Origin of the sequence: Sphingosinicella flava (assembly GCF_016025255.1) — a bacterium.
GTDB lineage: Bacteria > Pseudomonadota > Alphaproteobacteria > Sphingomonadales > Sphingomonadaceae > Allosphingosinicella > Allosphingosinicella flava.
In genome coordinates this window covers 1,628,087-1,643,105 of record NZ_CP065592.1, presented here as the reverse complement: position 1 = coordinate 1,643,105, position 15,019 = coordinate 1,628,087, and the positions used below count along the sequence as shown (strand labels likewise).

The following is a 15,019-nucleotide window of genomic DNA, read 5'->3' as shown; positions in this document are numbered from 1 at the left end:
GCCTCGCGCTTGGGAGCGCTAGCAAGTCGGTTCCTCAGCTCTCCATCCCCTCCCGTTCGTAGATCATGCGCAGCGCAACATTCTCGACATCGTGTTCGCCGACTGCGGAGGCTGTTGTTAGGGTCAACTCCCGCTTGATGATGCTCAACTCGTTCATGAACTCGGGCTCTGGTCCATTCAGGATGCCTGGCATCAGGTAATAGGCGCCGATCTTCTGATAGGCGCTGAGAAACATCTGCAAGTTAGTATCAGTCTCGGGCTCCATCACTAGCGAGCGCGTTGCTGTGACGAATGGCTGATCGACCTTTACCTCCTCGGTGGTGGGTAACCGAGAACTGACCTGCACCGCGTAGTGGGCTGGATGTTCGGGGAAAATGTTGCGGATGATGGCCAGCCGCACCTCTTCTCGCTCATCCACGATCCCGAAGCGCTCCCGCCAACGCTCAAAGATGTTGATGGCGCCTTCACGGTTCTCGAACAGCAGGACGAGCGCGGGGGGATAATCGGGTTGAAACTGGAGGTAGCCCGCGCCCTTCCATTTGGCCTGGTTCCAGGCGTGAAGGTCGATCACCGAGCGCACGCCCATCTGACGATGGTTCCTGGGCCTTGGGCGTCCGATACCATCATCGTCGCTGGTATCCTCCTCGTCGTCTTCATCCGGAGAAACAGGAAAATCTATTCGCTCTAGCTGTGGCCGTGGCGGCCGCGGCGGATACGTCGACCGTATTCGGTTCTGCCAGTTTTCGGGCCGGGATACGTCCCGCCCTGCAATGCGATGATAGCTGGTACATGCTGCTAGAATCATCGCCATACGACCCTGGACCTCTTCGTCCACGTAGAGGGAATCCAGAAGCGACGTGACATCATTGATGATGAAAGCGCTCGCGAGCACCTTACCGGTTAGCTCCATTAGGAAATGCTGCACGCTTTCCTGCTGAGGAAAGCGTGATGGCGAAAGAGTCCGAGGCCAGCCAACAGTTCCGCGCATTTTCATAACATCTACGTCGAACGACGGGACGTCCCCGCCCACTTCAACAATGCGGATAAGGAAGCGCTCGGTGTGCGGAGCAGCACGTTGCTCAATCACCGTAGCAAAGAACGCTTCCAATGATCCCAAAACAGTCTGAGCTATCAACAGAGACAGGTTGGTTGTGGCGCTTGTGACCTCAACCGTCATACCTAAAACCGTGGTTGACGCGACCTGCACGTCCCCACTGTTTAATAGGATTCGGTCTGAAACTTGCTGAGCAATCGGTTGGCTCGCCAGCAGGGCCATCTGGCGCTCTGCGCCTTCGTCAGATTCCTCAGGAGGGATGCTTCCATCCTCACGCAGCAGGTCCTTATAGCCTGAGGTATAAAGAAGCGCGCCACGGGCCATGAATAGGCCAAGCGCCTCAAGCAGGTCAGGGAGGAATTTTAGCTTCTTGAGCTCCTCGTCAGTTGCGTTCAGCAGACGACACCCCAAGGCCAGATCGAGCGCAAAAATGTCCTTCTTGACCTTCTCCTGCGACTCCTCGTCGAGCGGTAGGGTCGCCAAAGCTCCGTTCAGTAATTGGATAGCGAGCAGGAAGTCCGGTAAGATCCCGAGTTCTAGTGACAGCCACGCCAGCAGCTTCATCGTTGGTACGAAGCTGACCGGAAGCTCGCTTTTCTCTTCTCCTTCGATGATGATTGAAGCTGCGACAAAGAGACACGTAGCTCGCGCAGCCCAAAGGAGACCCGCGCTCCGGTAAGCAAGGGTCAGTAGCTGCTGAGCTTCGATCAGCTGCTCGTTATGCTCCCTCTTCGTCAGCTTGGCCGCGGCCTTGCCAAGCCAGCGGATCATGTCGAACTTGTCAGCAAAGCCCAGCTGCTGTGCCCGTTTTAGCAGGATCAGAGCTGCTTGAGCCTCGCTCGTTCGTGTGGCGACGAAATCGGCCAGCTTCTCGATAAGATTGTTGTAATCGGGATCGTTGCCCGCAATCCCGCCGGCAATCTCGACCAATTGGATTAGACGCTTCGCTCCAAACTCGCCCATTCCTTTTGCAGCGTCGAGGATTGAGGAGAACTCGCGCCATACAGCTGGCAGGTCGGCCGCTTTGCCGTCGACCTTTGCGAGGTTCATCTGAATGATGGCAAGAGATGTCCTGGCTTCGAGCCGATTATTCGGTCGGTCTTCGTCGGCCGCCATCATCTCCAGGGCTGCCTTCAGCGTCGCGATGCGATGATCGAGCTGCGCTTGCTCACGGCTTAGATGCCTGTGAATGACAGAATTGAATTGAAGCTGCAAAAGGTTGACGAGGAACTCAAGGTTGCGTGCGTGATTGGTCTTGAGGGCGAACTTCTCGAAGTTGGAATAGTCGCGATTGAGGAGCCCAATGTCATCGAACCAAAAATAGGATGTCCAAAGATGCTCGTATCGAGCTTCGAGCTGCTGTCGGTAGGTGCCATCCTGATCTGCCAAACGGATTGCTCGGACGAAACGTCCGTCGGTGTCCACCCGCGGACGCTCGAGATTCCGAGATAGCTTTGCCGCAACCAGCGCTTCCGTCACTCGCTGGCCTTCCATCCCCGCGAAAGCAGCAGGGTCATCAATCGCGCGCTCAATGGCGGCGAGCTGCTGGATGCGCGAGTAGTCTTCTGGTCCCAGATGGAGCGGGTCGTTCGTCATTTGGCCGACGCCGAGATAATTGAAGGCTAGGTCCTTCCGATCGTTCTCGATCACCTCTTTGACGATCCAGGAGCGGTCGAGAATGGTCACCGGGGCCGCATACTTGTCGGTCAGCTCCTTCTCGATGCGAGCACGGTCTTTTGCTCGCGCCGGCCTACTGGTAACGCAGAAAATTCGATCATAACCGCGCCCGGTCGCGACGATGCCGGCAACATCCTTGCGAACCTTCTCGGACCAGGTTGCCTTGGCGCTGAAAGCGAACGCCCATTTTTCTCGTCCGGCGTTCGCTTCGCCGACATAGGTTAAGGTGGCGATTTCATCAGCGACTGGGACAGTGTCGGCATCGGCTTTGCTGTCGCCACCGCCCTCTGGCCCCGTCTGAGGCCGCAGGTTTGGGCAGATGGTGCGCTGGCATAGGTGGCGGCAGAAAACCTCAAAATCGTGCGTCTCGTTGCGTGTCGTGATTGAATTGAGCTGAAATTCCAGAAGCGAGCGATCGAGCACGTAGGTTGCCCGATCGCCGCTATCTGAATAGCACTCGGGTCGAAGCTGCCTCATGAAGGCGGACGGCATGAGACGACCCGACGTTGGCTCCTCATCTTTCCGGTTTGGCATAGAACAAGGGTAGAACGACTACGGGGCTCGGTCCAGTGGCTTATCCGCATGTTCACAGGACTGAAGCGGTTCGCTTAATGACGCGAACGGTTAGCGAGGTAAGGCAAGAGCAGAGCGCGGCACGTTGAGGTTGCGGCGACACGAGCGACATGGTCCCCTGAGACCTGTTTGAGGGATTCCGTCGGGTACCGCCCCTCTCGAATGAAGCGCACACGCAAATCACGGTCGTCTGGTGTTAAACGTCGGCTTACGGGGATCCGTGTTAGCTCTGAACGTCCGAGATGGGCCCTAAGTGAACCTCAAAGAGGCCACCCGAATCTTTCTGTGGTAACAAGTGAGGGAACGGGAAATTTGCACCTGGACAAAGATGATTTGTTTCATTGCCTTAGATTGTGAGGTTCCCAAGCCTCCCGCTCCGCCACTTTCACATCCGCTGAAATCCGCCGACATCCAGCTTTTTCCCCCTTCTCTCGTAGGGGGGCTGACTGATGCTCGTCGGCCTACGTTGATGTTCGCCCAAATTCGCTCCTCACCGTGGAAACGCAGCCGAGAACTTGCAAGGGCAGTGGCATCAACCGTCGTAGCGCGGGTTCATGATTTCGCGGCCAAGGCCAAAGTCCGCGTTCCACCCTCACCATATGGTAGCGACGATCCGCCGCTCATTTAAGCTGGAGAGTTCGCCAAATGCGTCGTTTCCCTACCACGCCGGGATGAACTGCCGGAACCGGCCTGCAACCTGTCTCGTTTCCTTGTTGGAGCGTTGCTGCGCTTCGGAGGAGAATAGGTGCGCATCGCCCAAATTTCCCCGCTCGCCGAAGCGGTGCCGCCCCGTCTGTATGGGGGGACTGAGCGAGTTGTTGGATGGTTGACGGAAGCGCTTGTCGAGCTTGGCCACGATGTGACTTTGTTTGCGAGCGGAGATTCCATCACCTCGGCTGATCTCGTGTCCTGTGCCCCGACCGGACTGCGCCTTGCCGGGATCAACGATCACAATGCCTATCACCTCGTGATGCTCGACCGGGTACGCCGGATGAAGAACCAGTTCGACATTCTTCATTTCCATGTCGATTTGCTGCCGCTCGCGCTTTTTCAGGACGAAGCGGGCAAGTGCCTGACGACCCTGCATGGGCGGCAGGATCTGCCGGATTCATGGCCTGCTTATACCACCTTCACCAACATGTCGTTGGTGTCGATTTCCGATAATCAGCGGACGCCCATGCCGCCGGCCAACTTCATCGGAACCGTTTATCACGGCCTTCCCGAAACCCTCATTCCATATTCGGCTGGGCCTGGTGATTATCTTGCCTTCCTTGGCCGCATGTCGCCCGAAAAACGCCCCGACCGAGCGATCGCTATCGCCACTGCCGCGGGAGTGAAGCTGAAGATCGCCGCAAAGGTGGACAAGGTGGATCAGGTCTATTTCCATCAGGAAATCGAGCCCTTGCTGCATAATCCTTTAATCGAATTTATCGGCGAGATTGGGGATGCGGAAAAAGCGGATTTTCTTGGCAACGCACGGGCGCTGCTGTTTACGATCGATTGGCCAGAGCCGTTCGGGCTTGTTATGATCGAGGCGATGGCGGCGGGAACGCCGGTAATTGCTTGGGACAGCGGCTCGGTGCCCGAAGTGATCGACGATGGGCTCAGCGGCCTGATCGTACATGATCTGGAGGAGGCGGTCGCTGCGGTTGGCAAAGCCGCGGCTCTGCCGCGTCGGATGGTTCGCGATCGGTTCGAGGCGCGTTTCACGGCGCGACGCATGGCGACCGATTACGTCCGCTTGTATGAGGCGCGGGCAGGCGCTCCGATGAGGGCCGGCGAAAGGCGCCCCTTTTCCCATTCGCTCCCCGATGTGGAATTGCTGTCCTATGGTTGATGAAGGCGGCGCACGCACCCATGGCATCGATGCGATCGAAGTGAAGCCGGAAGAATATTATATCGAGGCCGAACAATCGCTCGTCGACCGTCCGCTCCGTACGCTCAAGCGAGACAAATTGTTTGGAGTCTTCGATATCGATGGAGACTTCAAATCGACGGCGGGCAAGGGACCGGAAGGGATCTATTTTCTCGACACCCGCTTCCTGTCCCAAATGAGGCTGCTGATTGGCGGGTGCCCGCCCCTGCTGCTCGATTCGGTGGTGCTCGAGGACAATGCCGCCTTGCTTGTCGATCTCACCAACGCCGATCTCCATGACGAGCGCGGCCGGGTCGGCATTCCGCGCGGTACGATCTTCGTCAATCGGGCCAAATTCCTGCTTGGCCAGCATTGCTACGAAATGATCAATGTCCGTAACTATGGCGCGGATGCCCAGGACGTGCGCATCGATCTCAGCTTTGCCGCCGATTTTGCCGACCTGTTCGAGATACGCGGCGAGCGGCGCAAGCGCCGCGGCGTGACCGGGATTGAACGCGTTTCGGATGCCGACGTCGCCATTCGCTATCATGGCCTCGACGGCGTGATGCGTCGGACGTCGATCTCCTTCCATCCTACGCCCGATGGATTGAACGGCCATGAGGCATATTGGACGATTCCGGTTCAAGCGGGCGGCAAGGCGACGATAACGATCACGGTCACGTGCAGCCTGGGCGAAAAGGAACCGGATAAGCCGCCCATCATGGCTGCTTATCGCCAGCTGCGCCGGACGATCCCCCAATCGTCTCTCGTTGGCAGCCTGTCGAGTTCCAACCCGCTGTTCAATGAAGTGATTCAGCGCGCCGGCTTCGATCTCGACATGTTGCTGACCGACACCGGCCATGGGCTTTATCCTTATGCCGGGGTTCCATGGTACAGCACCGTCTTTGGCCGCGATGGCATCATTTCGGCGATGCTGGTACTGCCTCAAGCACCGGAAGTGGCTCGCGGCGTGCTCCTTACCTTGGCCGCGCTGCAGGCGACCGAAACGGACGGAGCCGCCGATTCCCAGCCGGGCAAGATTCTTCACGAGATGCGGGCCGGCGAGATGGCGCAGCTCGGCGAAGTGCCGTTCCGGCGCTATTATGGAACGGTCGATGCAACGCCGCTCTTCGTCATGCTGGCCGGCGATTATCACCGGCGCACCGGCGATCTTTCTACAATTCGGGCGCTTTGGCCGCATATCGAAGCAGCGATCCGCTGGATCGACAACCATGGCGATGCCGATGGCGATGGTTTCGTCGAATATTGCCGGATGACCGAACAGGGGCTGTCCAACCAAGGCTGGAAAGATAGCCATGACGCCATCTTCCATGCCGACGGGCAGCTTGCAGAAGGCGCAATAGCCCTTTGCGAGGTTCAGGGATATGTGTTTGCCGCCAAGCGCGCGGCCGCCGATCTCGCCCGCTCCCTCGGGCGTGACGGACAGGCGCTGCGGTGGGACCAGCAAGCCGAGGCACTGCGTGCCTTGTTCGAAGAGAAATTCTGGCTGGACGATCTCCAGACCTATGCCTTGGCGCTGGACGGCCGGAAGCAACCGTGCCGGGTGCGAGCCTCCAATGCCGGCCATGCGCTGTTTACCGGAATCGCATCGCCACAGCGGGCCAATTTCGTCGTTCAACAGCTCACCGACCGCAGTTTCTTCAGCGGCTGGGGTGTACGGACAGTGGCTGCCGGCGAGGCGCGCTATAATCCAATGTCCTATCACAATGGATCGGTCTGGCCGCACGACAATGCCATCATTGCCCTGGGTTTCGCCCGCTATGGACATCGGCGGGAGGCAGCGCGGATTTTCGAGGGGCTGTTTGCGGCCGCCACCTTCGATGAATTGCGTCGTCTACCCGAATTATTCTGCGGCTTTCGCCGCCGCTTGCGGCGCGGGCCGACTGCTTACCCGGTCGCCTGTTCCCCACAGGCTTGGGCGGCGGCGACGCCGTTCGCACTCGCGTCCGCCTGCATTGGGCTCGAAATCGACGAAGCGCGAGACTGCGTTCGCCTCGACGCGCCAACCTTGCCAGGCTTCCTAAACATTCTGTCCCTGCCGCGCATAAAAGTCGGCAAGTCCGAACTCAGCCTGCGCCTTGAGCGACATGGCGAAGACGTCACGGTTGCAGTTTCCGGCCGCTCCGGCCCCGTGCAAGTCATGATCGTGAAGTGACGCCTGTCAGCGTTCGCCTTCCATCTGAGCTAACAGCTTCTTAGAGACAGAGGTTTGCGGCCTCCCGCTCCGCCACTTCCTTGTTCAGCGACGCTTGATATCGATGACAACCCTGCAGCTGTTATAGGCAATGGAAAACGACAGTAGATGGAGGGCATGATGGGGCGGCGGAAAATCTCGATCCTGGTAAGCGCGGCGCTGGGTGTCGCCGCATGTCAGACAGGTAGAGAAGCTCCGCCTTCCATCCGCAATTCGGCGACCCCGCGTTCGCTCATTTTCTCGGATGAATTTTCAGGCGACGCGCTCGACCGCACAAAATGGAATGTCGTCGGGCCGGAATTCTGGGTGAATAACGAGCAGCAAGCTTATATCGATTCCAATGAGACGATACACCTCAAGCAGGTCGTGGGAACGGATGGGGTTCTCATTCTCCAGCCTCGTTTCAGGCGGGGTTTCGTAACCCCAACGGATCGGTCGGCCGACTTCGTTTCGGGCCGCATCGACACGCGCGAGAAGTTCGACTTCACCTATGGCCGCGCCGTCGCGCGCATCCGGATGCCGGACGCCGTGGGTGTCTGGCCCGCTTTCTGGTTACTCGGGCATGGCGATTGGCCGCATTCAGGGGAGATCGACATCATGGAATATGTCGGCGAGCCCGACTGGATTGGTGTGGCCCTCCACGGTCCAGGCTATTCGGGCGAAACCCCGCTGGTGAACAAATATTTCTTCGAGCCGGGCACGGACGTTACCGACTGGCACGAATATGCCGTCGAGTGGACCGAACACGACATCCATTTTGAAGTCGACGGCCGCCTCATCTATCGGGTCACGCGGCCGATGGTGGAACATTATGGGAAATGGGCATTCGATACCCCAAAATATCTCATCCTTAATTTCGCGCTTGGTGGCGCCTACCCGTTTAAGACCAACGGCATTAAGACGCCGCATAACGGCCTGCCCGACCCAACGGTGAACCGGATAAAGGCCGGCCAGATCGCGATGGAGGTCGACTGGGTCCGAATTTATGCCCCATGATCCGATCAAGCCGGAATTGACAAGCTGTTACTCACATGCGGTCGATGCGACAGTCCTTCACGGCCGCATCGACCGCATCCCCGGGCGTCCCGCACATGACCTTGCGTAGGACTTGACAAGACATCAAGCAAAGGTGAAGTGAACGTTCTCAACAGAGTGCGTGGAACGCGCCAAGGGGGAGGACATATGCGTAGTTCAGGGGCAAAATCGTTTTCGCATCTCGTCGTGGGGGTTTCCGCGATCGCGATTGCAGCCGTTCCGCACGCGGCCGTAGCGCAGGACGCGGCCGCCACCGTCGGTCAGCCTGGCGATTCCGAAGTCCAGCAGCAAGCTCCAGAAAGCGGCGAGGAAATCGTCGTTACGGGCATCCGCGCCTCGCTCCGTGAAGCCGTCGATATCAAGCGCAACGCGCAGGGCGTCGTTGATGCCATCTCCGCCGAAGACATCGGCAAGTTCCCCGACACGAACCTCGCGGAATCGCTCCAGCGCATCACCGGCGTCTCGATCGACCGCCAGAATGGCGAAGGCTCTTTAGTCACGGTTCGCGGCTTCGGCCCCGAATATAATCTCGTACTGCTGAACGGCCGTCAGATGCCGACGTCGACGCTCGGCGACGGTGCCAGCGCGCCGAACACACGCTCGTTCGACTTCGCCAACCTCGCGTCGGAAGGCATTTCCGCGGTGGAGGTCTATAAGACTGGCCGCGCAGCCGTTCCGTCGGGCGGCATTGGCTCAAGCATCAACATCCGCACGCCGCGTCCTCTCGACCGGCCGGGCATGCGCGGATCGGTCGCGGCGCGCGGTGTCTACGACACGTCGCAAAATGGCGGCACGGATATCACCCCGGAAATTTCCGGCATCTTCAGCTCCACGTTCGGACCGGAAGACCGCTTCGGCATTTTGATCTCGGGTGTTTATCAAAAGCGCAACGCCAGCGTGAATTCGGCCAATATCGATTTCAACCCGCAGACGGGTAGCTGGCTCGGGTCCGACAACAATTGGGGTACCCTGCCCCGCGATGGACGCGTCACCAATCGCCCCGAGGGCGACGATGTCTATGAAGTTGCGCAAGGGGCGTCCTACAGCCTGACCGACATTCGCCGCGAGCGGATCAATGGACAGCTGGTCCTTCAATACCAGCCGACGGATTCCGTGACCGCGACCGTCGACTACACCTATTCGCGTCACGATGTTGAAGCACGCAACAACAGCGTCGGCATCTGGTTCAACTTCGGCGATACGTCCAGCGCATGGACGGACGGCCCCACGCCGGGTCCGCTTTTCTACACCGAACGCTTCGGCGACCGGACCAAGGATCTCTCCTACAGCGGCTCGCTGACGGCGAACCGCTCGGAGAACAAATCGCTTGGCGGCAACCTGACCTGGGAAGCGCCGGGTGGCGTCACTGTCTCTCTCGACGCGCACCATTCTTCTGCGGAATCCAAGCCTACGAACGATTTCGGCAGCAGCATGTCGGTTGGTAACGCCGTTTATGGCGTCCAGAGCCAGACCGTGAATTACGAGAATGATCTGCCGATCATCTCGGTGCAGATGTATTCCGGCATCGATCCGCTCAATGCCGCACTCGTCACGCCGACCGGCAACTCCTTCCGCAATGCCTATTTCAAGGATCGGATCGACCAGGTTCAACTGACCGGTCGCTACGATCATGAAGGGTCGTTCCTCGATAGCCTGGACTTTGGCGTATCCTATACCGACAACAAGGTTCGCTCGGCTTACGGCTTCATTCAGAACGACACTTGGGGCGGTATTGGTCCGGCGTCGGATATCCCCGATGATATCTTCGACCTCGTCAGCCTTCCCGATAAGTTCAAAGGCGTGGACGGTGATCGCGATGGCATGATCCCGGCCTTCTACAGCTTCGACGTGGGCCGCATGGTCGGCCTGCTGCAAGACCTGTACGATATCTGCGGCGATCCGCAGTCCGGTAGCGCGCAGGAGGGTTCCTGCCTCGCCAACTTCACTACGGACCGCCGGATTCAGGAGAAGACGCTGTCCGCCTTCGGGCAGATGAATGCGGAGTTCGACCTGCTGTCGGGCCCGGCACACGTCATTGCGGGTCTGCGCTATGATCAGACGGTTGTGGACTCCGCCGCTCTTGTTCCGGTTCCCGTCGGCGTCCGCTGGGTATCGGCCGGTGAATTCGCGATCATCTATTCCAATGAAACCACCTTCACCCGGTTCAAGGGCGATTATGCCAATTGGCTGCCCGCGATCGATTTCGACTTCGAGCCGGTCCGGGACGTGAAGCTTCGCGCGTCCTATAGCCACACGATTACGCGTGCCGATTACGGCAGCCTTCAAGGCGGATTAACGGTGGCGTCCAACCCCCGCATCAGCGGTGGTGACGGCAATCAGGGCAATCCGGGACTGGTTCCCTATAAGTCCAAGAATATCGATCTGTCCGCGGAGTGGTATTACACACCGGAAAGCTATGCTTCCGTCGGTTACTTCCACAAGAAAGTGGAAAACTACATCGGATCGGAATTCGTGGAAACCAATGCGTTCGGCCTCCGTAATCCGGCCGACGGTCCCCGCTATCGCGCGGCAGTCGCTGCGCTTGGCGCATCGGCGACCGCCAATCAAATTCGTAACTACATATTCGAAAACTTCCCGACGAGCACCGTGCCGCAACGAAATCCCGACGGAACGTTCGTGCGCGACGCGAATGGCAACATCCTGGGTGACATTCTGTCCACAGCGGACGATGATCCCTTGAACTTCGCGATCAATACACCGTCCAACAGCGATCAGACGGCGACGATCGACGGCTGGGAGTTCGCGGTTCAGCATCGCTTCTGGGATACCGGTTTCGGTGCGATCCTGAACTACACCATCGTCAATGGCAGCGCCAAATTCGACAACACGCTGGATCCGAGCGAGGGTCAGTTTGCGATCACTGGATTGAGCGACAGCGCCAATGCCGTGCTCTATTACGACAAGGGCGGACTGCAGGCGCGTGTCGCTTACAACTGGCGCGATGAATTCTATGCCGGCGGCAACCCCGATCCCTATTATGTGGAGGCCTATGGCCAGGTGGACGCCAGCGCGAGCTACGAGTTCATGCCGGGCCTCACCGCCTTCGTCGAAGCGATCAATTTGACGGGCGAAGGCCGGCGCGGCCACCGCCGTTCGCAGAACTTCGCCACCTTCGCGCAGCCGGGCTATGCCCGCTACACGGGCGGCGTTCGCTTCACCTTCTGATCCGGTTTTGCCGGATCCGCGACAAAGGAAAGCCACCCCTCCAAAGGGGGTGGCTTTTCGCTCTTCTGGCGGGCAAGATTTTGAATAATCAGAGATCGGGAATGTAAGCGTGGAAGGGGCTGTCACGAACGTCGTGATCGTCGGGGGCGGGACGGCCGGATGGCTGTCCGCTTGCCTCATCGCCGCGCAGGCCGCGTCCGATGCGGAGCGGCCGATTGCCGTGACCTTGATTGAATCTCCGGACGTCCCGACCATCGGCGTTGGCGAAGGGACGTGGCCGACGATGCGCGGCACGCTGGACCGTATCGGGATCGACGAAGCCGACTTCCTTGTCGCTTGCGATGCGTCGTTCAAGCAGGGGTCTCGGTTCGACGGATGGGCAACCGGCGGGCCAGATGACATCTATTATCACCCCTTCACGGCTCCGGTCGAAGGCGATGCGCGCGCGCTCGTCAAGGCTTGGCGCGTCGAATATCCGCACCTGCCCTTCGCCGATGCCGTCGGCGCGCAGAGCGAGATCTGCCGGCAGCATCTGGCGCCGCGCCAGCGCGCGATGCCGCCTTATGCGGGCGCGCTCAACTATGCTTATCATCTCGATGCCGCGAAGCTCGCCGCCTTGCTCGCGCGGCACGGGCGCGAGAAACTCGGCATCCGCTACATCAGTGATCACGTTACTGGCGTCGAAGCCGCTGAGGATGGCGACATCACCGCTGTCCGGACGCGCGAGAATGGCAGCATTTCGGGCGATCTGTTCATCGACTGTACCGGCCATGCGGCGCTGCTGATCGGCGCGCATTGTGGCGTGCCGTTTATCGATCGCAGCGACGTCCTGTTCAACGACCGTGCGCTCGCCGCGCAGGTGGCGGTGGCGCCAGGCAGTCCCATCGCATCCCAGACCAATGCAACCGCGCATGAAGCGGGCTGGCTCTGGGACATCGGGCTTCCGACGCGTCGCGGGATCGGCTGCGTCTATTCCTCCTCCCATATGACGGACGACGAGGCGGCCGAGACGCTGCGCACGTATGTGCGCGATAAGGGGCCGGAAGGCGGTTTGGACGGCCTGACCTTCCGCCAGCTCCGTTTCCGCTCCGGCCATCGCGAACGCTTCTGGGACCGCAATTGTCTTGCCATCGGATTGTCTGCGGGCTTCCTCGAGCCGCTCGAGGCTTCGGCGATCGTGATGATCGAATTGTCCTTGAACGCGCTCCTCGCCAACTTCCCGGCGGACCGGAGCGTGATGGACATCCATGCCAAGCGCTTCAACGATCTGTTCCGCTATCGCTGGGACCGGATCGTCGAGTTCCTGAAGCTCCATTATGTGCCGAGCCGCCGCGACGGCGCCTATTGGCGGGATCATCGCGCGGCATCGTCCATCCCGGATCGCCTCGCCGACCTTCTTGCCATCTGGAAGCACCAACCGCCGTCGATCGCCGACCTCCCCGCCGTGGACGAAATCTTTCCGGCCGCGAGCTATCAATATGTGCTTTACGGCATCGGCTTCCCGCCGCCCGCACCGGGCGCGGTCCGCACCGGCGGCACCGAGCGGATGATGGCCGCAATGGCGCAGACGAATGCGCGCACACGCGCCTTGTCGGCGAGCCTTCCCACGAACCGCGCCTATCTCGACGCCCTGCGCGCGGCGCATGCGCAGGGCGAGACCCTATTGGAGACGATGTAATGACCGATCACGCCATCCTTAGCGCCGATACGCACCGCACGCTCCGCATTCGGGCCGAGCGCGGCGCGGCCTATGGCGACGGCGTGATGGCTGCGCTCCTCGTGCCGGACGAATTCCGTCAGGTTCAGGCCCATTATCCGATCCTGTTCCGCGCCACGCCGGAACGCGACGCCTTCACGCCGCTCGCTCTGTTCGGATTTGAAAATGGCGAAAATCTGTTTCTGGAAGGCGGCCGTTGGGAGGCGCGCTATATTCCGCTGTCGATCGACATCCAGCCCTTCCTGATCGGGCGCAGCTCCAACGATCCGGACGCGCGGCAGGTGCATATCGATCAGGCGAGCGCCCGCATTGCGGATGGCGAAGGGGTGCGCGTGTTCGACGATAATGGCCAGCCGACGCCCTATTTCGAAGCGATCGTGCAGCGCCTGCGCGCGCTCGATACCGGCTATCAGGCGTCGTCCGCATTTCTCGACGCGCTGCGCCGCTACGACCTGCTCGAGCCCTTGAATCTCGACATCACGCTGAAGGACGGATCGACGCATCGCTTGGTGGGCTTCCACGCGATCAATGAAGAGAAGCTGCGGGCGCTCGACGGCGCGATCGTTGCCGAACTCCATGCCGAAGGGCATCTGATGCCGATCTTCATGGCCCTGGCCTCGCTCGCCAATATCGGGGAGCTGGTCGATCGCAAGCAGAAGAGGATGGGCCTTGGCTGAAGCGGCGTCTAGCATCTTCGGCACGCTGGCGCGGGTGCCTGAAAAGGCGGTTTCGAGGACGGAGGATCTGCACGCCGCGCTGCATGTATCCGACCGGCCTTTCATCGTGCGTGGGCTGGCGGCGGATTGGCCGCTGGTGAAGGCGGGAAAGCAGTCGGCCAAGGCGGCGCGGGACTACCTTGTCGCCAAAAGTCGCGAGCGGCCATTCGTGGTTTCAGTGGGGCAACCGGGCGGCGACGGCCGGCTGTTCTACGACGAGAGCATGGACATGAACTTTCGCATGATGAATGCGAAATTGCCGGAGGTCTTCGCGCAAATCGATCGCGAAGAGGGTCAGCAGAACGCCCACACGATCTACCTCGCGTCCATCGACATGCACGATTTCTTCGTGGGGCTTCACGAGGACAATCAGGTGGATATGGGCGAACGCCAATGCCTCGCCAGCATCTGGATGGGGACGCCGACGCGGATCGCGGCGCATAACGATTTTCCCGACAATCTTGCGTTTTGCGCGGTGGGGAAGCGCCGTTTCACGCTGTTTCCGCGCGAACAGTTCAGAAATCTCTATCTCGGGCCCATCGACCATACGCCTGCGGGCCGCGCGGTGAGCATGGTCGATTTCCACGCGCCGGATTTCGACCGCTTCCCCCGCTTCAAGGAGGCGCTGGATCATGCGCTGGTCGCGGAGCTGGAACCGGGCGACGCGCTCTACATTCCATCCATGTGGTGGCACCATGTCGAGGGGCTTTCGCCCTTCAACGTGCTCGTCAATTATTGGTGGCGGGAAACGCCGCGCTGGATGGGGCAACCGGAAAGCGCGCTCCAGCTCGCCATGCTGGCGATCCGCGATCTGCCGGAAGATGAGAAACGGCACTGGCGCGACATGTTCGATCATTATGTTTTCCAGAATAGCGACGAAGCCGTCGCCCACATACCGGAGCAGGCCCGCACGGTGCTCGGGCCGCTGACGCCCGAACTTGCGAGCAAGCTCAGAACCTTCCTGCTCCGCGCCTTAAGCCAATGAAGGATG

General features: G+C 59.9%; 8 protein-coding genes. 7 read left to right on the top strand and 1 reads right to left on the bottom strand.

What is annotated here, in order from left to right:
* Positions 1–34 precede the first annotated feature (34 nt).
* Positions 35–3,154 carry a hypothetical protein gene (locus tag IC614_RS08395; RefSeq protein ID WP_207791104.1) on the bottom strand — a complete coding sequence of 1,040 codons (3,120 nt, stop codon included), beginning with the start codon at positions 3,152–3,154 and terminating at the stop codon, positions 35–37.
* 895 nt (positions 3,155–4,049) lie between these two features.
* Between IC614_RS08395 and IC614_RS08390 the strand changes: the two genes are divergently transcribed.
* From IC614_RS08390 to IC614_RS08360, 7 genes are all read left to right on the top strand, one after another.
* Complete coding sequence (locus IC614_RS08390) at positions 4,050–5,141, top strand: glycosyltransferase family 4 protein (RefSeq protein ID WP_200970897.1); 1,092 nt, start codon at positions 4,050–4,052, stop codon at positions 5,139–5,141.
* On the top strand, positions 5,134–7,335 hold the full coding sequence (locus tag IC614_RS08385; RefSeq protein ID WP_200970896.1) for an amylo-alpha-1,6-glucosidase: 2,202 nt from the start codon (positions 5,134–5,136) through the stop codon (positions 7,333–7,335). The genes IC614_RS08390 and IC614_RS08385 overlap by 8 nt, the downstream gene beginning before the upstream one ends.
* A gap of 156 nt (positions 7,336–7,491) precedes the next feature.
* The gene (locus tag IC614_RS08380) at positions 7,492–8,370 is read left to right on the top strand and encodes a glycoside hydrolase family 16 protein (RefSeq protein WP_226372609.1); all 879 of its coding nucleotides are present in this window, start codon (positions 7,492–7,494) and stop codon (positions 8,368–8,370) included.
* A gap of 186 nt (positions 8,371–8,556) precedes the next feature.
* Positions 8,557–11,595, top strand: coding sequence for a TonB-dependent receptor (locus tag IC614_RS08375; protein WP_200970895.1), 3,039 nt, complete (start codon positions 8,557–8,559; stop codon positions 11,593–11,595).
* A 109-nt stretch (positions 11,596–11,704) separates the two neighbouring features.
* Positions 11,705–13,273, top strand: a complete 1,569-nt coding sequence (locus IC614_RS08370; RefSeq protein ID WP_200970894.1) for a tryptophan halogenase family protein — start codon at positions 11,705–11,707, stop codon at positions 13,271–13,273.
* Positions 13,273–13,989: a SapC family protein gene (locus tag IC614_RS08365; RefSeq protein ID WP_200970893.1), complete on the top strand. Its 717-nt coding sequence runs from the start codon at positions 13,273–13,275 to the stop codon at positions 13,987–13,989. Before IC614_RS08370 ends, IC614_RS08365 begins: the two co-directional genes overlap by 1 nt.
* Entirely contained in the window at positions 13,982–15,013 is a 1,032-nt protein-coding gene (locus tag IC614_RS08360; protein WP_200970892.1) for a cupin-like domain-containing protein, read from the top strand. Before IC614_RS08365 ends, IC614_RS08360 begins: the two co-directional genes overlap by 8 nt.
* Positions 15,014–15,019 lie beyond the last annotated feature (6 nt).

Bases quoted from the DNA above. Each gene is read 5' to 3' on its own strand.
- IC614_RS08375 (WP_200970895.1), top strand. From the start codon at position 8,557: ATGCGTAGTTCAGGGGCAAAATCGTTTTCGCATCTCGTCGTGGGGGTT.
- IC614_RS08380 (WP_226372609.1), top strand. From the start codon at position 7,492: ATGATGGGGCGGCGGAAAATCTCGATCCTGGTAAGCGCGGCGCTGGGT.
- IC614_RS08385 (WP_200970896.1), top strand. From the start codon at position 5,134: ATGGTTGATGAAGGCGGCGCACGCACCCATGGCATCGATGCGATCGAA.
- IC614_RS08365 (WP_200970893.1), top strand. From the start codon at position 13,273: ATGACCGATCACGCCATCCTTAGCGCCGATACGCACCGCACGCTCCGC.